This is a genomic window from Trueperaceae bacterium, assembly GCA_023954415.1.
Lineage (GTDB): Bacteria > Deinococcota > Deinococci > Deinococcales > Trueperaceae > JAAYYF01.
Genome location: JAMLIB010000001.1, coordinates 320,417 through 338,427, shown reverse-complemented (window position 1 = coordinate 338,427; position 18,011 = coordinate 320,417). Strand labels below are relative to the sequence as shown.

Sequence of the window (18,011 nt, the reverse complement as noted above, 5' to 3'; positions counted from 1 at the left end):
ACCCGGCAACGGGCTCGCGGGTGGGGCGATGGTAGATTCTTGAAGCGAGATGTCCGCCCTCTACCAGCGCGCAAGGCCCGTAACGTTCGACGAGGTCGTCGGCCAGGACCACGTCAAGGACGTGCTCACGGCCGCGATCAGGCGCCGGCGTGTCGGCCACGCGTACCTCTTCTCCGGGCCGCGCGGCGTCGGCAAGACGACGAGCGCGCGCCTGCTGGCGATGGCGGTCAACTGCGAGGCCGGCGAAGGCGAGCGTCCGTGCGGCGTATGCGAATCGTGCCGCCTCGTCCAAGCAGGCAGCCATCCGGACGTGATCGAGATGGACGCCGCCTCGAACAACTCCGTCGACGACGTGCGCGAGCTGCGGGAGCGGACCATGCTCTCCAGCATCAGGGGCGGCACGCGCGTGTGGATCCTCGACGAGGCCCACATGCTGAGCAAGGCCGCGGCGAACGCGCTGCTCAAGACGCTCGAGGAGCCGCCGCCGAGCCTGCTGTTCGTGCTCGCCACCACCGAGCCGGAGCGCCTGCCGCCCACCGTGCTGTCACGGTGCCAGCACTTCCGCTTCAGGCGCCTGACGGACGGGGAGATCGTCGGCAAGCTGGCGCGGCTCAGCGCCGCCGCCGGGGTGGCGGCGGAGACGGCGGCGCTCCAGCTGGTGGCGCGGAGCGCCGACGGCGGCATGCGCGACGCCGAGTCGCTCCTCGACAGGCTCCTCGCAGGCGGCGAGTCAATCACGCTGCAACGCGCGGAGGACGCCCTCGGTCTGCCTCCGCATGAGCGTCTGAGAGCCATGGCGGAAGCGCTCGCCGAGGGCGACCTGCAGGGGCTGCTCGAGCAGGCGTCCGGCCTTTACCGCGCCGGGTTCGCGCCACGGACGCTGGCCGAGCAGCTCGCACGCACGCTCAGGGACGCGCTGCACGCCCGCCTAGCGGGAACGCCGTGGCTCGAGCTCGCCGAGGACGACCTCCTGCGCCTGCTGCACGCGCTCGACGACGAGCAGGAGCGGTTCGTGCGCCACGACGACCTCTACTCGCTCGAGGTGGCGCTCATCAAGGCGCGTAACGCGCTGCGCGGCAACGTGCCGGCGGCCTTCGCGGCCAGGACGGCGTCGGACGAGCAACCCACCCTCTCCGGGAGGGGCGCCGTCCCGCAGGCACACGCGCCGGAGGACACCGCGGCGCGAAGCGTCGCGGCTCGGGCCGCGCGAGCGCCCGAGGAACCGGCGCCGGGCGACCAGACGTTGGACGGCCGGACGCCGGACGGCCGGACGCCGGACGGCCGGACGCCGGACGAACGCGCACCGGACGAACGCGCACCGGACGAACGTGCGCCGACCGACGACGCGCGAGCCGCGGCGCCGGCCGGGCCGAGGCGGACCGCCGAACCGACCGCCGCCGCGGACGCCAGGCCCAGGCAGCCCGAACGCACTCAGGGCGAAGCGAGCTTCTCCTGGCACGCCGTGCGCAGCAAGGCCGACGTGCGGCTGAAGGCGTTCCTGGCGCCCGCGCGGGTCGAGATCGTCGGCAGGACCATCCGCATCGCCTACCCCGACACCAACGAGTTCCACCACAAGCAGCTCCTCATGCGCCTGGAAGAGCTGAGGGCGTTGGTGACGGACGTCGCGGGCGCGGCCTTCGAGATCGAAGTCGACGGGCCGGGCGGTGGTCCAAAAAAAGTCTGACGGAGCGCGCGCCGACCGCTCCGCCGAAGCTACCGACCGATGAAGAGCCGCGCCCTCGCGCCCGCGCGCAAGGCGCCGACGAGGTAGCGACCCCGGAACCCGCGCCGCCAGAAGCGGCGCAGCCCACGGCCCCGGCGACGCCCGTGCCGCCCGCGCAGGCCGCCGCGCCGCGCGCGATCGAGGACTTCATACCCGAGGACGTCGAGTCGTCGTTCGGCGGCGCCACGGGCGACCTATGGTCGGACTCCGCCGAGCCGGCCTTCGGTCAGGACGAGGTCGCTCGGGCGAGCACCGCGGACGACCGGCCGGACACCGAGGGGCAGGCAGCCGGTGCCAAGGAAGGGCAGGGCGCGCGCCCCGAACGCCACGCCCCTCGCGAGCGGAGCGGCGGCAGGCAGCGTGGGGGCGCCGCGCGCGGCGCCCCCACGTCCCCGACCCACGTCGCCGGCGACACGGTGGAGGGCAGGGCGTTCGCCAGGCTGCAGGAGCTCTTCCCCGGGCGCGTCCTCGAAGTGAGCCCGCTCAGGCCGGTCGCCGCGACGGGCGAGCAGGCGGAGGAAGCGGCGGGAACGACCGAGGAGTACGGAGCCGGTTACGATGGCGCCGAAGAGCCGGACCCTCCCGGTAGCGACGAGTGACGGCAACGCCGACGCGCCCCGGGCGCCGTTCGCCGACAGGGCCGATCGAGGAGAACTAGTGAACATCCAGAAGCTCATGAAAGAAGCGCAGCGCGCTCAGGCGAAGGTGGCGGAAGCGCAGGAGCGTCTCGCGTCCATGACGGTGGAGGGCTCGGCAGGCGCCGGCCTCGTACGCGTCGAGGCCACGGGCGACGGGACCGTGACGAAGGTCCGCATCGACCAGAAGATCGTCGACCCGGCGGACGTCGAGATGCTCGAGGACCTCGTCACGGCGGCCGTCGGCGAGGCGCAACGCCGGGCCAAGGAGCTGCAGGAGCGCGAGATGGGGGCCGCCATGGGCGGCATGCAGGGTCTGGGAGGCATGCTCTGACCCAGCCGTCGCCCGAGCGCGCGGCGGGTCGGCGGCGCGGTCGCGCCAGGTGGGCGGCGTGAGCGTCCGCTTCCCGTCGGCGCTCCTCACCCTCATCCGGGAGCTGGGCCGACTACCGGGCATCGGACCGAAGAGCGCGCAGCGGCTCGCTTTCTACCTGTTCAACCGCCCCGAGGAGGAGGTCCGCGACCTCGCCGAGGCGCTGGTCGGCGCCAAGACCGGCCTGGCGCGCTGTCCGGTGTGCTTCAACGTCATGAGCGCCGGCCAGGAGTGCTGCGCCGTCTGCTCCGACCCGCGGCGCGACCGCGGCCTCCTCTGCGTCGTCGAGCAGCCGGCCGACCTACTCGCCATCGAGCGCTCGGGCGAGTACGCGGGCCTCTACCACGTGCTCCACGGCGCCTTGAGCCCGATGAACGGGGTGGGGCCGGAGCAGTTGACCATCGACGCGCTGAGCCGCCGCATGGCGGGCCTACGCGAGGTCGTGCTCGCCACTTCCACCACCGTCGAAGGCGAGGCCACGGCGCACTACATCGCGCGCCTGCTCGCGCCGGAGGGCGTGAGCGTGAGCCGCATCGCCTACGGTCTGCCCGTCGGCGGCGACCTGGAGTACGCCGACGAGGTCACCCTCGGACGGGCGATCAGCAACCGCCGGCCCGTCTGAAGCGCCCTTGACCTCACGAAGGGCATACGTATAATGTCGGCGCTTCGCGGGAGGTAGGGGAAGACATCTTGCCGTCCAAACACGCCACGACGCGACTCGTCATCGTCGAGTCGCCAACCAAGGCACGCACCATCAAGCGGTTCCTGCCGGCCGGCTACCAGGTAGAGGCCAGCATGGGGCACGTCCGCGACCTGCCGAGCAACGCGGCGGAGATCCCGGACCGTTACAAGAAGACCGACTGGGCCCGGCTCGGTGTGAACGTCGATGCCGGCTTCGAGCCGATCTACGTGATCTCGCCGAAGAAGCGCGCCGTCGTCAACAACCTCAAGGCCGCGCTCAAGGCGGCGGACGAGGTCTACATCGCGACGGACGAGGACCGGGAGGGCGAGTCCATCGGCTGGCACCTCGTCGAGGTCCTGCAGCCCGACGTGCCCGTCAAGCGCATGGTGTTCCACGAGATCACCGAGCGCGCGATCCTCGAGGCGCTCGGGAAGACCCGCGACATCGACACGAACCTGGTCGACGCCCAGGAGACGCGGCGCGTGCTCGACCGCCTCGTCGGCTACGCCATCAGCCCGCTGCTATGGCGCAAGATCGCGCCGAAGCTGAGCGCCGGGCGTGTGCAGAGCGTCGCCGTCAGGCTCCTCGTCATGCGCGAGCGCGAGCGCATGAGCTTCGTCAGCGCCGCCTACTGGGACATGGCCGCCAAGCTGGGGCACGGGGGCACGACGTTCGACGCGACGCTCACCCACCTCGCCGGCGTGCGCGTGGCGGGCGGGCGCGACTACGACCCGGACACGGGTCGCCTCAAGGCCGAGCTGCGGCCAGGCGTGGACACGATCGTCCTCACGGAGGCGCGCGCCCGCGAGCTCGCGTCCGCCGCCGAGACGGCCGCTTGGCAGGTCGCCGGCCTCGAGGAGCGCGAGCAGTCGCGCTCGCCCGCGGCGCCGTTCACGACCTCGACGTTGCAGCAGGAAGCCGGCCGGAAGCTCGGCCTCTCGGCCAGGGACACCATGCGCGTCGCGCAGAGCCTGTACGAGAACGGCTACATAACGTACATGCGCACCGACTCAACCTCCCTGTCGCAGGAGGCCCTGAGCGCGGCCCGGGCGGCCATCACGGGGCGCTACGGCGCCGACTACCTCAGCGCCGGTGAGCGCAAGCACAAGGGCGGGGCGCGCAACGCCCAGGAGGCCCACGAGGCGATCAGGCCGGCGGGCACCGAGATGAGGACCGCGCAGGAGCACGGCCTCAAGGGCGTCGAGGCCGCCGTCTACGACCTGGTGTGGAAGCGCACCGTCGCCTCCCAGATGGCCGACGCGCGCCTCAAGTTCGTGACGGCCCGCATCAACGCCGGCAAGGCCGGCATGGAGGAGCTGACGTTCAGGGCCACCGGCCGGACCGTCCTCTTCCCCGGCTTCTTCAGGGCGTACGTCGAGGGCTCGGACGACCCGGAAGCAGCGCTCGACGACCGCGACCAGCCGCTGCCGCTCCTCGCCACGGGCGACGGGCTCGACTGCGCCGGGGTGACGGCCGAGGGGCACGAGACCAAACCGCCCGCGCGCTTCACCGAGGCGTCCCTCGTCAAGCTCCTCGAGGCCGAGGGCATCGGCAGGCCGAGCACGTACGCGAGCATCATCGACACGATCCAGGCGCGCGGCTACGCCCGCAAACAGAGCCAGCAGCTCGTGCCGACCTTCACGGCGTTCGCCACCAACAACCTCCTGGAGCGCCAGTTCAGGCAGCTCGTCGATACCGAGTTCACGGCCCAGATGGAGCAGGTCCTTGACGACATCGCCGCGGGCGAGCGCGCCTCGGGCGCGTACCTGCGCGACTTCTACCTCGGCAGCGAGGGCATCGTGCGGCTCGTGGACGACGCGCTGGAGGCCATCGACGCGCGCCAGATCTCGACGGTCGAGAACGCCGCCTGGGACCCGTACGTCGTGCGGGTCGGACGCTACGGACCGTACGTCGAGGGCCCCCTGGACGGCGAGACGCGCACGGCCTCCTTGCCGCCGGACGCGGCGCCCGGCGACCTGACCAAGGCCGACCTCACCCGGTACCTGACCGAGGGCAACATGGGCGACGTGACGATCGCCACGGAGCCCGGCTCCGGCACGCCCGTCCTCCTGAAGCGCGGCCCGTTCGGCCCGTACCTACAGCTCGGCGAGGCCGGCTCGGACGGCGGCAAGCCCAAGCGCGTGTCGTTGCCCCCCGGCGTGGACCCCCACGAGGTCTCGAGTGACCTCGCGCTGCGGCTCATCGCCCTGCCGGCGCGCCTCGGCGACCACCCGGACGACGGCAAGGCCGTCGATGTCGGCATCGGCCGCTTCGGCCCGTACGTGAAGCACGGGAGCACCTTCGCCTCCATCCCCAAGGCCGAGTTCGTGCTCGACGTTGACCTCGAGCGGGCGCTGCAGCTCCTCGCCCAGAAGGCGCGCCGCGGCAGCGCGGCGCTCAGGGTCGTCGGGACCGACCCGCGCACGGGTGAAGCCGTAGAGCTGTACGAGGGCCGCTTCGGCCCGTACGTGAAGCGTGGCAGCGTCAACGCCTCCCTGCCGCGCGACGTGGCGCCGGAGGCGCTCGAGCTCGACGAGGCCGTAGCGCTCCTCGACGCGCGCGAAGCCGCCGGGCCCGCCAAGGGCAGGGGGCGGGGCAGGGCCAAGGCCGCCAAGCCCACTACCAAGTCCACCGCCGTCAAGGCGACGAGCAAGGCCGCCGCCAAGGGCACCAAGACGAAGGCGGCGAGCGGCGGGGGCAAGGCAGGAGCGAGGAAGGGCAAAGCCGGCGGCAAGGCGACGAGCAAGGCTGCCGCCAAGACGAAGGCGACGCCGGAGCAGCTCACGGCCTACCTAGGCGAGCTCGAACCGGCCGACGCGGCCGTGGCGGCACTCACGCTCGGAGCCGGCGGCGCGGCGCTCGACGTGCCGGCGGCAGCGGCCCGCCTCGGCATCGGCGTCGACGACGCGGAGGCGCGGAACAAGCGCGCCATGTTCAAGCTGCGCATGAGCTTCGGCAGGGACCGCGCGAAGCGCGAAAGCGGCGGCTGAGCGCTGACCATGGGCGCCGCGGGAGAGGCCCTCGGCCGCGGCCTCAACCTGGCCGCGCTCGCACGCTCGGCGGGCGGCGCGCCCATCGAGGTGCCGGGCTGGCCGGTGGAAGCGCAGAGCCTGAGCGCACCGTGCGCCGTGTCAGGGGAGCGCGCCAGATGGCTCGTGGTGTTGAGCGGCGAGGTGATCGTCGACCTGCCGTCCGGCGACTTCCGGGTCCTGAAGGCCGGCGACGGCCTCGCCTTCCCCGCCGGCCTGCGGGCTACCTTGCGCAGCGTGGCCCGCCCCGCGGTCCTGCTGTGGCATGCGGCGCGCTAGACTGGCGGGATGAGGCGCTACACCGTCACCGACGGGGTCGTCATCAAGCGGCACGCGCTCCCGTCCGGCGACCTCGTGGTCACGCTCCTAGGCCGACTGGGCAAATGGCGGGCCGTCGCGCGCAAGGGCACGCTGCCCGGAGGCAACGTCGGCCGCCTCTCCCTCTTCCACGACGTTACGGTGCAGTTCTACCGGCGTAAGGACGAGGACCTGGCGCTCCTCACGCAAGTGCAGCTCAACGGCGCCCTGCCGGGCCTGAGCGACACGAACACCTACCCGTACGCCCACCTGCTGTGCGAGCTCGCCGACGCCCTGACGGTCGACGTCCACCTGGAAGCGCGCGTCTACGACTACCTCACGTCCGGACTGCGGGGGCTCGCCTCCCACCACGACCCGGAGCTCGTCGCGCTGCTCTACGCCTGGCGCCTCCTCGGCGTGGCCGGTCTTGCCCCGCGCTTGGCGGCGTGCGTGGCCTGCGGCACGCCGGCGCCGCTCGTCGCCCTCGACGTGGCCGCCGGCGGCCTGACATGCGACCGCGACCGGAGCGGGCCTGCCCTCACGGCGGCAGAGGTCGGGGAGCTGCGACTGCTGGTGAGCGGCGGCATGGCGGAAGCGCTCGCATCCGAGATGCCGCGCCGAGACCGGCACTGGGGGCTCCTCGAGGCCTACGTGACGTACCACGTGCGGGAGCTGCGCAGCTTCGCGGCCGCCGCGCACGCGGGAGCCGCGTGATCGCGCTGCTCGCCGCGCTGGCGGGCGGCTACCTCCTCGGCGCCATCCCTACGGCCGCCCTCGTCGCGAAGGCGCGGGGGAAGGACGTCTTCGCGCTCGGCTCGGGCAACATGGGCGCCATGAACACGGCGCGCAACCTGAACGTCTGGCTCGGGGTCCTCGTTCTGGTGCTGGACGTGGCGAAGGGGGCAACGGCCACGGGCTTCGGCATGCTCGTCGCCAACCTCACCGCCATGCCGGCCCTCGATCCGGCCATGACGACGGCGCCGGCCTCGACCATCCCCCTGACGCTGGCCGCCCCCTTGGCGGCCGGGTTCGGCGCGGTCCTCGGCCACGCCTGGTCGGCTTTCGTCGGCTTCAAGGGTGGGAAGGCGTTGGCGACGACCCTCGGGGTGTCGCTACCCCTCTACCCGCAAGCCGGTCTGGCCGCGCTCGTGTTGATCGTCGCCGCATACCTCGTCACGCGCCGTTCCGGCATCGCGGCCGTCATCACCATGCTCGCCTATCCGGTCCTCACGCTCCTCGCCCTCGACAAGGCGGGGTGGGCGCGGGAGGACGCTTTCGCGGTCGTCACGTGGGTGCTGCCCATCACGGCGGTCGTACTGATCAAACATCTCACCGCCTGGCTGCGGGCGCCGCGCAAGGGTGGCGCCGCGCCGCCGGGCTGACGGCCGTCCCCTGACCGCCGCGCCGGTCGCGGTCGCGAGGCAAGCGCTACGCCGCGACCGACATCACTGGAAACGGAGGCGGTCCTCCACGGGTCCGCCCATCAGGATGTCGCGCGCCTCTCCCACGAGGAACAGGCTGCCTGCCACCAGCACGGTCTCACCCGGCCCCGCCGACGCGAGAGCCAGCGCGAGCGCGCGCTCCGGGTCCGCCGCCAGCAGTGGGGCGCCCGCTCCGGGCGGCAGCTCGGCCGCGATGGCGGCCGGGTCCATGGCCCGCGGGCTGCGCACGGCGTGCGTCAGCACGACGGTCCTGGCCAGGGGCGCGAGTTCGGCGAGGACGCCGCGCACGTCCTTGTCCGCCGACGCGCCGAACACCAGCACCGCGACCTCGCCCTCGAGCTCCCTGACGGCCGCCGCGAGCGCCGCCGCGGCCGCTGGGTTGTGCGCCCCGTCGAGCACGACCCGGCGACCCTCGCGCTCGCGCGGCTCCAACCGGCCGGGCCAGCCGGCGCCCGCCACGGCCCGCACCGCCGCTGCCGCCGCCACGCCGACGGCGCGCGCGGCCTCGAGGGCCAGGGCGAGGTTGGCGACCTGGTGCCGGCCGACGAGCGGCGAGACGACGCGCATGCCGTCGCCGTCGCCCCCGGCGGCGCGGCGCCACGTGAACGCGGTGCCTTCCCAGGTGAGCGCGGCGGCCTCCCCCCAGAAATCCCTGCCGTAGACGGCCAGCGGCGCTCCGAGCAGGGCGGCCCGCTCCGCGATCACGTCGCCGGCGGCGCCGAGGACGCCGGAGACGGCCGGTACGCCCGCTCGCAGCACCCCGGCCTTCTCGGCGGCGATCGCCTCGACGGTATCGCCCAGGACGACCGTGTGGTCGAGCGCCACGGTCGTCACGCACGCGAGCTCCGGCTCCACCGCGTTGGTGGCGTCGAGCCGCCCGCCCAGGCCGACCTCGAGCACGGCCCAGCGCACGCCGGCCTCGGCGAAGCGGACGAGCGCGGCGGCGGTCAGGACCTCGAAGAACGTCGCCCCGACCTCCTCCGCCGGGGCCCTCACGCGCGCCACGGCGGCCTCGAGTTGCGCATCGGTGCTCGGCAGCTCATCGACCCGGACGCGCTCGCCGACGTGCTGCAAGTGGGGGCTCGTGTACAGGGCCGTGCGCTCCCCCGACTCGCGGAGACAGGCCGCCAACGCGCGCGCCACGCTCCCTTTGCCGTTGGTGCCGGCCACGAGCACACAGCGCAGCGCGGCGTCGGGCGAACCGACGAGCTCGAGTAGACGCCGCATCCGCCCTAGGCCGGGGTGCATGCCGAAGCGTTGCAAGGCGAAGAGCCAGTCCAGGTTGGGCGTGGCGACCGAGGCCTCAGGTCCTGGCATCGCACTCCTCGAGAGCGGCCAGGTCGGACGCGAGACGGCCGTCGGGGTCCGGTCCCGCAGCGCGACCGGCGCCTGGCGCGACGCCGCGAGCCGGCGCCCGCCCCGCATGACGACCCGGGCCGGCGGCGGCGTGGTGGCGCGCCACGAGCTCGACCACCCGCGCCGATGAGCCGGCGCGGCGCAAGAGCTCGGCGCCGTAGTCGGCATGGTGGACGCGCGCTTGCCGAGCGCCCGCGAGTCCGGCGAGGCGCGGCTCCGGCGCCGCGTCGCTCGGCGGAAGCACGTGCGTGAGGGCGCGCACGACGGCGCCTCGGGGCGTGCCGAGCTTGCCCACGTCGTGGAGGAGCGCGGCGGCCAACAGCTCGTGGTCGTCCGGGCGCGCCTTGGCCAGGCACTTCGCGACCTCAACCCCATGCGCCCGCTCCTCGGGCGGCAACCGCTCGAAGAGGGCGTACTCGGCCGGCGCCAGGCGCCGCCGCGCCCAGGCGTCGTCCGGGTCGGCGAGCGACGGCGCCGCGGCCAGCAGGGCGCGCCGCGCGGCGTTGAGGAACCAGATGGCGGGCTTCCTAGCCATACGCTTCGCAAGTCTAGTCCGGGCGCGCGGCCGGAGACGGTATGCTGGCGCGGTTCCCGCCCGCAGTGGCGGCCCAGGAGTCGCTCAAGTGCCCATTCGCCCACACCAGACAGCTCGAGTCGCCATCGCCATCGCCCTGACGCTCTGGCTGGCCGTTCCGGCGCTCGCGCAGGCCGTGCAGGATGCCCAGCCGCCCCAACCTACCGAGCGGTCGGCTTCCCAGTCCGCCGGAGCTTCGACCGCACCCGACCCTGTGCCCGCCATGGCGGACGCCGCCGTGCAGGCGTGGCTGCAGCGGGAGCCGGTGGCCCTCGAGAGCCTGGCTACGCTGGAGCCCTCCGCCCTATGCCGCATGCTCCCGGAGCTCGTGACGAACCCGGCGCCGCCGCCAGGCACGCAGGTGCGCGTGGAGGACCGGATCGAGCGCCCGTCCGACGTGGAGGGCGAGCGGCGCTTCACCTACGCCGCGGTACGCACGGGGGGCCAGCTCGACGTGGTCGAGGTCGTCATGGCGGAGAGCCGGGGCCTGTGGAGCGCCGAGCACGTCGGCTTCCTGCAGCAGAACCAGCCCGTCGGGGTCCGCGCCTGGTTGCAGACGTCGACGGCCGCCTGGGTGTTCGCGGCGTTCTCGCTCCTCGTGCTGTTCGCGCTGACGCGCCGCGGCTCCACGTTGCGCCGGTGGCTCGCCGCGGGCCTGGCGGCCATCCGCGAGCACAGGCGCCTGGTCGTCGGCACCCTGGTCGCGCTCTACGCCCTCTTCGGGTTGGGCGCCTACGTCGGGACGACCCTGCCGCAGGAGTGCGAGCAGGCCGTGCTGGACGTGCTGAACGCCGCCATCGGCAGCGTCGGAGCCACGCAGGCCTACGGCAGCGGCAACGTCGTGCGCGCCGCGGCCACGACCTACTTCCAGAACTTCGTCGTCGTCTCGACGTCCGTGCTCTTGCCGTTGGCGGCGCTCTTCGCGCTGCCCGCCTACCTCTTCGCCGGCCTGTCGTTCTTCGCGCAAGGCATCCCGTTCGGGCTCCTCGCGAGCGGCGGCCTCGGCTACACCGTCCTGCTCGTGCTGCTGCTCGTCCTCGAGCTGACGGCCTACTTCCTGGTCGTGGCCGGCGGCGGCATGTTCCTCACCACCCTGCTCAGAGGCCGCAACGCGCGCGGGGCCGCCGACCCGAGGCGGCGCCAAGCGTCCGGCGAACCAGCGAGCGCGGGCCAGAGAGCGACCGACCGCGCAACCACCGCGAGCGCCCCACCCGGTCCCTCAGCCGGGCGGACGCCGCCGCCGGCCGGGCCCTTCGCCCGCGGCTTCCGCAAGCTGCTCCTCATGTTGCCGCTCGCCGGCCTCCTGCTCCTGGCGGGAGCCTGGTACGAGGCCCTGATCATCATCCTCGGGCTGGCGTAGCCCGGTCGCCAGGGGGGCGCCGGACCTGCGGCGCCTCAGGCCGTCCTGCCGCTCCACACGGCGCGGATCGCGGGGGCCACGTCGAGGAGCGAGGCCGCGCCCGCGAACGCTTCCGCCCGCGGACCGGAGACCAGGAGCGGGACCTCGGCGTGAGTGTGCTGGCCGGAGCCGGCGTCCTCGAGGTTGCCGTGGTCGGACGTGACCACGAGCGTCACGCCCTGCCCGACGAGCCTGGCGAGCACCTCGTCGAGCAGCGCCAGCAGGCGCGTGGCGCCGGCGAAGTCCTTGGCGTGGCCCAGCGCGTCGGTCGGCCAGACGTCGAAGAAGGTGAGGGCGGCGCCCCTCGCCAGCCCCAGGAGCGCCGCCGCCGTGCCCGCGGCGCCGTGCGGTGCGAGGCCCGGGTCCATCTCCGCGAAGCGCTCACCGCTGAGGTCGGCGGCCGCGGCGCCGCCCGCCCTATAGTCGTTCAGGTCGCGAAGGCCGAGGCCGGCCGCCATGGCGGCGAACGTCGGGGCGTTCGGACGCTGGCGTCGGCCGCCCGCCGCGCCGCTCACGGCGGCGAGGTACCCCGGCGGGTAGGCGTTGGCAAGCACGGCCCCACCGAGGCGCGCGGCCTCCGTGAACAGGGTGCCCCGCTCCTCCATCAGACGCCGCAGCGTCGGGCCGGGCCACGGCCCGTAGTGCCGGCCCATGACGGCGGCGGCGTTCACGCCCGTCAGGAGCGTCGTCTGGCCGGTGGCGGACTGCGGCAGGCCCTCCACGCCGAGCGTCGCGTCCAAGCGTCGGTAGACGAGCTCACGCCCTGTAACGGGCTCGGCGGCGGCCGTCAACTTGGCGCCGAGCAGACCCTCGATGAAGGGGGTGGCCGCGGCCGCGACCGGGTTCGTGGCGGGGTCGTCCGACCCTAGGCCGACTCCGTCCAGGAACACGAACAGGACCCTCGCGGCTGTCATGCCGCCGGTCCCGCCGGGCTGGCCCCTTCCGTCAGCCGACCCCCATCGCGGCCCGCACGCGCCGCATGGTGCCGGCCGCGATCTCCCGCGCCCGGTCGGCGCCCGAGGCCAAGAGCGCGTCCAGCCCGGCGCGATCGTCCATGTACTCCTGGTACCGGGCCTGGATGGGCTCGAGGGTGGCCATCACGGCCTCGACGAGCGCCTTCTTGAGGTGCCCGTAACCCGCTCCGTCGAACTCCCCCTCGATCTCCTGCATGCCCTTCCCCGTGAGGACCTGGTAGACGGCGAGGAGGTTGCGCACGCCGGGCGAGGCGTGCTCGAAGCGCAGCTCCCTGCCCGAGTCGGTCACGGCGGCCATGACGGTCTTCTTGACCGTCTTGGCGTCGTCGAGGAGGTTGATGGCGTGCCCCGGGCGGTGGGAAGCGATGCTCTTGGACATCTTGACGGTCGGCTCGTCCAGCCCCATGATGCGGGCCCCGAGGGTAGGGACCTGGGCCTTTGGGAGCTTGAAGACCTCCCCGAAGAGGGCGTTGAAGCGCTGGGCGATGTCGCGGGTCAGCTCGATGTGCTGCACCTGGTCGTCGCCGACGGGGACGAACTCCGTGTCGTAGAGCAGGATGTCGGACGCCATGAGCACGGGGTAATCGAGCAGGCCCGCGCCGACGCTCTCGCGCCCCTCCGACTTCGACTTGAACTGCGTCATGCGGTAGAGCCAGCCCAGGGGCGTGACGCAGTTGAGGAGCCACGTTAGCTCCGTGTGCTCCCGGACGGCCGATTGCACGAAGATGACGTTGCGCTCCGGCTCGATGCCGACGGCGAGGTAGAGCGCGGCGACGCTGCGCGTCTGCTCGCGCAGCCGCGCCGGGTCGACGTCCTCAGGCACGGTGAGGGCGTGCAGGTCGACGACGCAGAAGACGCTGTCACGCTCGTGCTGCTGTGCGACCCACTGCTGCAGGGCCCCCACGTAGTTGCCTAGGTGGAGGATGCTGGTGGGCTGGATGCCTGAGAAGACACGCGGCTTGGCCGCGCCGGTCGTTGCGTTCATGAGGAACAAGTATACGAGAGCGTCGCGCGGCGAGGCCGGTGGCGTGGAACGCCGCCGACGGCACGTGCCGAGCCGGCGCATCGACGCGGTCGGGCCGGGGTAGGGCCAGGCGACCGCAAACGTCAGCGGGTACGCAGGACGTATAGGCTCAGCGCGGGCAGCGACGGTCCACCGGCGACCCCAGCCTCGAGTTCCGCGCCGGTGACGAGGTCCGTCCCGAGGTAGCCTCCCAGCTCACCCGGTTCCAGCTCGACGGCGCGCGCCGAGAGGTTCGCCAGGACCAGGAGGGTCTCGGCCGACCCGACCCTCTCGACCGCGAGCACGGCGCGCGACGAGGTCCTCAACACGTTCCACACGCCGGAGCGCAGGGCGTCGCGCTCGTTGCGCACGGCGATGAGGCGCCGGTAGCGGTTCAGGAGCGAGCCCGGCTCGTCGACCTGCTCCGCGACGCTCACCCCCGGCAGGCCCGGCCCAGGGTCCGTCCAAGGGCTCCCCGTGGTGAACCCGAAGGCGCCGTCGGCGCCCACCGGCGCCCAGCGCATGGGCGTGCGCTTCTCGACGTCGCCCGAGCCCGGGCCGTCGGGCATGCCGAGCTCCTCGCCGTAGTAGACGAACGGCGTGCCAGGCAGCGTGAGGAGGAGCCCGGCCGCCAACGCCAGCCGGGGCTCGTCGCGCCGGGGCACGGAGAGGCGCGTGGAGTGGCGCGTCTGGTCGTGGTTCGTGAGGAACGTGCCGCGCACGGCGCCGGCCGGGTAGAGGTCGCCCTCCTGCGCGAGCGTGGCGGCGAGGTCGGCCGCGCTGCGCGACTGCAGAGCGGCGAGCACGGCCTTCCAGAGCGGGTAGTCTAACGACATGTCCAGGTCGGCGTCGCGGTGGTAGCGCGCGATGGCCGGCATCTCCGTCCACGTCTCGCCCACGAGGAACGCGTGCGGCGCCACCGCGTGCAGGTGCTCCTCGAACCCCCTCACCCAGGCGTAGGTCGCAGCCGTGTTCGAGATCTGCCCGTCCTCGCCCTCGACGAGGTGCTGGATGGCGTCAATGCGGAAGCCGTCGACGCCGAGCTCGAGCCAGAAGTCCGCCGCGCGGTACAACGCCGCCGTCGCCTCCGGGTTCGTGAGGTCCAGGTCCGGCATGCCCGGCCCGAAGAGGCCGAGGTAGTAGTCGCCTGCCGGCGTGGCGTGCCAGGCGCTGCCGCCGCGCGTGCCCCGGATGGGCGGCGGGTCGGGCTCGAAGCGGTAGTAGGCGCGGTAGTGCTCGTCGCCGCCCATGGCGGCGAGGAACCAGGGGTGCAGCCGCGAGGTGTGGTTGGGCACGAAGTCGAGGATCACGCGTAGCCCCCTGGCGTGCGCCTCGGCCACCAGCTCGCGCATGTCGTCCAGCGTGCCGTACTCGGGGGCGACAGCCTCGTAGTCGGTGACGTCGTAACCGTGGTAGCTCGGGCTCGGGTAGGTGGGCATGAGCCACAGCCCGCCGACACCGAGCTCGCTCAGGTAAGGCAGCCTGGCGACGAGGCCGCGCAGGTCGCCGATCCCGTCGCCGTCGGAGTCCTGGAACGAGCGGACGAAGACCTCGTACCACACGACCTCGTCCCAGCCCAGCCGACCGGCCGGCGCTTGTGGGCGCATGGGGGCGGACGCCGTGGCGAAGCCGAGGAGCGCGCCCAGCAAGGCGGCGGGCGCGCGCAGGCTCATGGGAAGGTCTTGCCTACCCAGGCGAGCGGGTTGCTGGCGGCCTGGCGCACCCGCATCTCCCAGTGGAGGTGCGGGCCGGTGGAGAGGCCGGTCGTGCCGACCTCGCCGATGACGTCGCCGCGCTTCACGACGTCGCCGACGGCGACGAGGATCTTCGACTGGTGGAAGTAGTAGCTGAACACGCCGTCGCCGTGGTCGATGGCCGTCCAGCCGCCCTTGATGGGGTACGGGCCGGCCACGACCACGACGCCGTCGTTCGTGGCGTGGATGGGCGTGCCCTGGGGCGCGGCCAGGTCGAGCCCGTAGTGGAACGACACGGGGCCGCCCTGCGCGTAGCGCCTGGCGTCGCCGAAGCCGCTCGACGTCACGCCTTCGATGGGCTGGACGAACGGCTCGGTCCACAAGGGGTCGGGCCTGGCGTTCTCCCAGGCCGCGGCGATGGTCTGGGCCTCGAGGTCACGGCCCTCGGGGGTGACGACCGCGAGCACGGAGGGGGCGATCTGGAGCTGCTCGACCGTGACGGGCAGGGGCTCGAGCACGACTTGGCGCCGGGCCGTGACCACGCGCCCGAACTCGTCGACGACGCTCATGTCGACGTCCAGCGTCGTCGGGTCGACGGTCATGACGGTCGCTACCGCGCCGCGGTACCCGGCCGTGCCGTCCTCCGCTTCCAGCCGGCGCAAGGGCACGGACTCACCCGCCACGGTGAGGCTCACGTCTGTGACGGTGGCGCTCGAGAGCGGGTCGGCGGCGGCGCCAGGCAGTCCGCGGACCCATATCCCGAGCGGGTCGCCGGACACCGCCCCCTTTGCCACGGAGAGCACCGGCGCGAGGGCCGGCACGCCTATCACGAGGGCGTCGTACGTCGTCTCGTTCCCGGCGCCGTCAACGGCGACCAGGTGGGCCACGTTGGCGCCGGCGGCCGCGGGGACGTCGAACGTCGTCTCCTGCTCGACGACCTGGAGGGTGCCCCCCGCGTACTCGAGGGTCAGTGTGACGGGCTCGTCGGCGCTGGCGAAGAGCGCGAGCGAGGCGCCGACGGGGAGGCGCGCCGGCGCCTCGACGTAGAGCTGCGGCGGCGTGGTGTCGCGCAGGGCGGCGTAGACGGTGAGGCTCAGGAGCACGGCCGTGAGGACGACGAGCAGCACGACCGCCCTGCGGCGGTACCGCAGCATCAGGTCGCCTGACTCGTGACGAACGGGAGGTTGCGCAGGCGGTGGTCGACGTCGAGGCCGTAACCGTACACGTAGGCGTCGGGGATCGTGAAGCCGACGTAGTCGACGGGCACCTCGACCTTGCGCCTCGAAGGCTTGCTGAGCAGGGTGGCGACCTTCACCGACCTCGGCGACCGGCCCTTGAGGTACGCGAGGAGGTACTGCATGGTCAGCCCCGTGTCGACGATGTCCTCGACCAGCACGACCTGGCGGTCCTTGAGGCTCTGGTCGAGGTCCTTCACGAGGCGCACCTCGCCGCTCGACTCCGTGCGCGAGCCGTAGGAGGACACGCTCAGGAAGTCGACGGTCAGGGGCCGGTCGATGGCGCGCACCAGGTCGGCCATGAACATGAAAGCGCCGTTCAGGACGCAGATGAGGTGCAGCTCGCCGGTCGGATGGTCCGCGGCGATCTGCGCGCCGAGCTCCTTGACGCGCTCGGCGATCTGCTCGGCGCTCACGTGCACGGGACCCGTCCCCAGATGGAAGATGCTCTCGCTCACCTAGAACTCCAGTTCCTCAAGGCGACGGCCGCCTTGCGCGCGCGGCCGGCGCCGCGCGGGACCCCACAGGGTACCGCCCTGCCGCTCGCAGCGGTACGGGATCGAGGCGTCGCGCGACCTCGGGCGGCCCCACACGTCCGCCTGGGCGGGCCTGGCCACGGCCGCGACCCGCCGGCGCGTCCTCAGGCGTCGCGCTCGGCCGGCACGTAGCCGAGGGAGCGCAGCTCCTTCTCGCCGAGCTCGCGGAACGCCCCGGAGGCGAGGTCGCCGAGCTTCACGGTCCCGACGCGCACCCTGACGAGCCGCTCGACCGGGTAGCCGAGGGCCTTGAAGAGGCGCCGCACCTCGCGCTTGCGCCCCTCCGTGAGGACCACGACGGCCCCGCCCGGCGCGGGGCGTACGCTGCGGGCAGCCGCGACGCCGTCCTCCAGCTCGATGCCGACCAGGAGCTTCTTGAGCGTGACGCCGTCGAGGCGGCCCTCCTTGGTCCACACCCGGTACTCCTTCTCCAGCTCGTAGCGCGGGTGGGTTAGGCGGAGCGTGAGGTCGCCGTCCGTCGTCAGGAGCAGCAGCCCCTCGGAGTCGCGGTCGAGGCGGCCGACGGAGTGCAGCCCTGGGGTCGGGGGGAGGAGGTCGAAGACCGTGGCGCGGCCCCGCTCGTCACGCGCGGTCGTGACGTAACCGGCCGGCTTGTTGAGAACGTACGTGACGTGCTCCTGAGGCTCGCCGACCTGCTTGCCGTCCACGCGCACGTCGTCGCCGCGCTCGGCGCGGTCGCCGAGTTGGGCCACGCGCCCGTTGATGCGCACGCGCCCCCGCCTGATCAGGTCCTCGGCCCCGCGTCGGCTGGCGATGCCGGTCCTGGCGATCAGGCGCTGCACGCGCTCTCCTGCCAGGCTCTCCTCGGGCTCTCGAGGCGCCTGCGGCCGCTTCCGCTGAGGCGGTCGGCGCTTGCGCGCGTCCGCGCTCGGTTGCTTCCTACGCTGTCTGTCGTCGCTCATCCGCCCGCATGATAGCGGCGCCGGACGCAGCGTGCGAGCGCCCACCGGCGTGGGCACGGTGGGCGCCGCGGCCACGCCCGCGGCCGTGGCGACCCGCATGCCGTGGCGGCGCCAGGACGCCGCGACGCGTGGGCCG

General features: G+C 73.2%; 17 protein-coding genes. 9 read left to right on the top strand and 8 right to left on the bottom strand.

What is annotated here, in order from left to right:
- The first annotated feature begins 49 nt into the window (after window positions 1-49).
- From dnaX to M9914_01435, 8 genes are all read left to right on the top strand, one after another.
- A complete protein-coding gene (gene dnaX / locus M9914_01470; GenBank protein MCO5172839.1) occupies window positions 50-1,684 on the top strand; it encodes a DNA polymerase III subunit gamma/tau in 1,635 nt (544 codons plus the stop codon).
- A 143-nt stretch (window positions 1,685-1,827) separates the two neighbouring features.
- A complete protein-coding gene (locus M9914_01465; GenBank protein ID MCO5172838.1) occupies window positions 1,828-2,322 on the top strand; it encodes a hypothetical protein in 495 nt (164 codons plus the stop codon).
- Between the two features lie 58 nt (window positions 2,323-2,380).
- Entirely contained in the window at window positions 2,381-2,692 is a 312-nt protein-coding gene (locus M9914_01460) for a YbaB/EbfC family nucleoid-associated protein (protein MCO5172837.1), read from the top strand.
- Window positions 2,693-2,750: 58 nt separating this feature from the next.
- Window positions 2,751-3,353, top strand: a complete 603-nt coding sequence (recR, locus tag M9914_01455) for a recombination mediator RecR (GenBank protein MCO5172836.1) — start codon at window positions 2,751-2,753, stop codon at window positions 3,351-3,353.
- A gap of 68 nt (window positions 3,354-3,421) precedes the next feature.
- Window positions 3,422-6,403: a type I DNA topoisomerase gene (topA, locus tag M9914_01450; GenBank protein MCO5172835.1), complete on the top strand. Its 2,982-nt coding sequence runs from the start codon at window positions 3,422-3,424 to the stop codon at window positions 6,401-6,403.
- A 9-nt stretch (window positions 6,404-6,412) separates the two neighbouring features.
- On the top strand, window positions 6,413-6,721 hold the full coding sequence (locus M9914_01445; protein ID MCO5172834.1) for a hypothetical protein: 309 nt from the start codon (window positions 6,413-6,415) through the stop codon (window positions 6,719-6,721).
- Between the two features lie 9 nt (window positions 6,722-6,730).
- Window positions 6,731-7,453 (top strand): DNA repair protein RecO, encoded by a 723-nt coding sequence (recO, locus tag M9914_01440; GenBank protein ID MCO5172833.1) that lies wholly within the window; start codon window positions 6,731-6,733, stop codon window positions 7,451-7,453.
- Window positions 7,450-8,121 carry a glycerol-3-phosphate acyltransferase gene (locus tag M9914_01435; protein MCO5172832.1) on the top strand — a complete coding sequence of 224 codons (672 nt, stop codon included), beginning with the start codon at window positions 7,450-7,452 and terminating at the stop codon, window positions 8,119-8,121. Before recO ends, M9914_01435 begins: the two co-directional genes overlap by 4 nt.
- 63 nt (window positions 8,122-8,184) lie before the next feature.
- On the opposite strand, the gene M9914_01430 is transcribed toward M9914_01435, so the two are convergent.
- Both M9914_01430 and M9914_01425 read right to left on the bottom strand, forming a co-directional pair.
- Window positions 8,185-9,498, bottom strand: a complete 1,314-nt coding sequence (locus M9914_01430; protein ID MCO5172831.1) for a Mur ligase family protein — start codon at window positions 9,496-9,498, stop codon at window positions 8,185-8,187.
- Window positions 9,485-10,072, bottom strand: a complete 588-nt coding sequence (locus tag M9914_01425; GenBank protein ID MCO5172830.1) for an HDIG domain-containing protein — start codon at window positions 10,070-10,072, stop codon at window positions 9,485-9,487. The genes M9914_01430 and M9914_01425 overlap by 14 nt, the downstream gene beginning before the upstream one ends.
- A gap of 88 nt (window positions 10,073-10,160) precedes the next feature.
- On the opposite strand from M9914_01425, the gene M9914_01420 reads away from it, so the two are divergent.
- Complete coding sequence (locus tag M9914_01420) at window positions 10,161-11,471, top strand: hypothetical protein (GenBank protein ID MCO5172829.1); 1,311 nt, start codon at window positions 10,161-10,163, stop codon at window positions 11,469-11,471.
- A gap of 35 nt (window positions 11,472-11,506) precedes the next feature.
- Here the strand turns inward: M9914_01420 and M9914_01415 are convergent, their stop codons facing one another.
- From M9914_01415 to M9914_01390, 6 genes are all read right to left on the bottom strand, one after another.
- Entirely contained in the window at window positions 11,507-12,424 is a 918-nt protein-coding gene (locus M9914_01415) for a hypothetical protein (protein ID MCO5172828.1), read from the bottom strand.
- A gap of 31 nt (window positions 12,425-12,455) precedes the next feature.
- Window positions 12,456-13,469, bottom strand: coding sequence for a tryptophan--tRNA ligase (gene trpS, locus M9914_01410; GenBank protein ID MCO5172827.1), 1,014 nt, complete (start codon window positions 13,467-13,469; stop codon window positions 12,456-12,458).
- A 122-nt stretch (window positions 13,470-13,591) separates the two neighbouring features.
- Window positions 13,592-15,160, bottom strand: coding sequence for an alpha-amylase family glycosyl hydrolase (locus M9914_01405; protein MCO5172826.1), 1,569 nt, complete (start codon window positions 15,158-15,160; stop codon window positions 13,592-13,594).
- Complete coding sequence (locus M9914_01400; protein ID MCO5172825.1) at window positions 15,157-16,335, bottom strand: M23 family metallopeptidase; 1,179 nt, start codon at window positions 16,333-16,335, stop codon at window positions 15,157-15,159. The genes M9914_01405 and M9914_01400 overlap by 4 nt, the downstream gene beginning before the upstream one ends.
- Complete coding sequence (gene hpt, locus M9914_01395) at window positions 16,335-16,874, bottom strand: hypoxanthine phosphoribosyltransferase (protein ID MCO5172824.1); 540 nt, start codon at window positions 16,872-16,874, stop codon at window positions 16,335-16,337. Before hpt ends, M9914_01400 begins: the two co-directional genes overlap by 1 nt.
- 182 nt (window positions 16,875-17,056) lie before the next feature.
- Complete coding sequence (locus M9914_01390) at window positions 17,057-17,755, bottom strand: pseudouridine synthase (GenBank protein ID MCO5172823.1); 699 nt, start codon at window positions 17,753-17,755, stop codon at window positions 17,057-17,059.
- Window positions 17,756-18,011: the final 256 nt, after the last annotated feature.

Bases quoted from the DNA above. Each gene is read 5' to 3' on its own strand.
- dnaX (MCO5172839.1), top strand. From the start codon at position 50: ATGTCCGCCCTCTACCAGCGCGCAAGGCCCGTAACGTTCGACGAGGTC.
- M9914_01445 (MCO5172834.1), top strand. From the start codon at position 6,413: ATGGGCGCCGCGGGAGAGGCCCTCGGCCGCGGCCTCAACCTGGCCGCG.
- recO (MCO5172833.1), top strand. From the start codon at position 6,731: ATGAGGCGCTACACCGTCACCGACGGGGTCGTCATCAAGCGGCACGCG.
- M9914_01430 (MCO5172831.1), bottom strand. From the start codon at position 9,498: ATGCCAGGACCTGAGGCCTCGGTCGCCACGCCCAACCTGGACTGGCTC.
- M9914_01425 (MCO5172830.1), bottom strand. From the start codon at position 10,072: ATGGCTAGGAAGCCCGCCATCTGGTTCCTCAACGCCGCGCGGCGCGCC.
- M9914_01415 (MCO5172828.1), bottom strand. From the start codon at position 12,424: ATGACAGCCGCGAGGGTCCTGTTCGTGTTCCTGGACGGAGTCGGCCTA.
- trpS (MCO5172827.1), bottom strand. From the start codon at position 13,469: ATGAACGCAACGACCGGCGCGGCCAAGCCGCGTGTCTTCTCAGGCATC.
- M9914_01405 (MCO5172826.1), bottom strand. From the start codon at position 15,160: ATGAGCCTGCGCGCGCCCGCCGCCTTGCTGGGCGCGCTCCTCGGCTTC.
- M9914_01400 (MCO5172825.1), bottom strand. From the start codon at position 16,335: ATGCTGCGGTACCGCCGCAGGGCGGTCGTGCTGCTCGTCGTCCTCACG.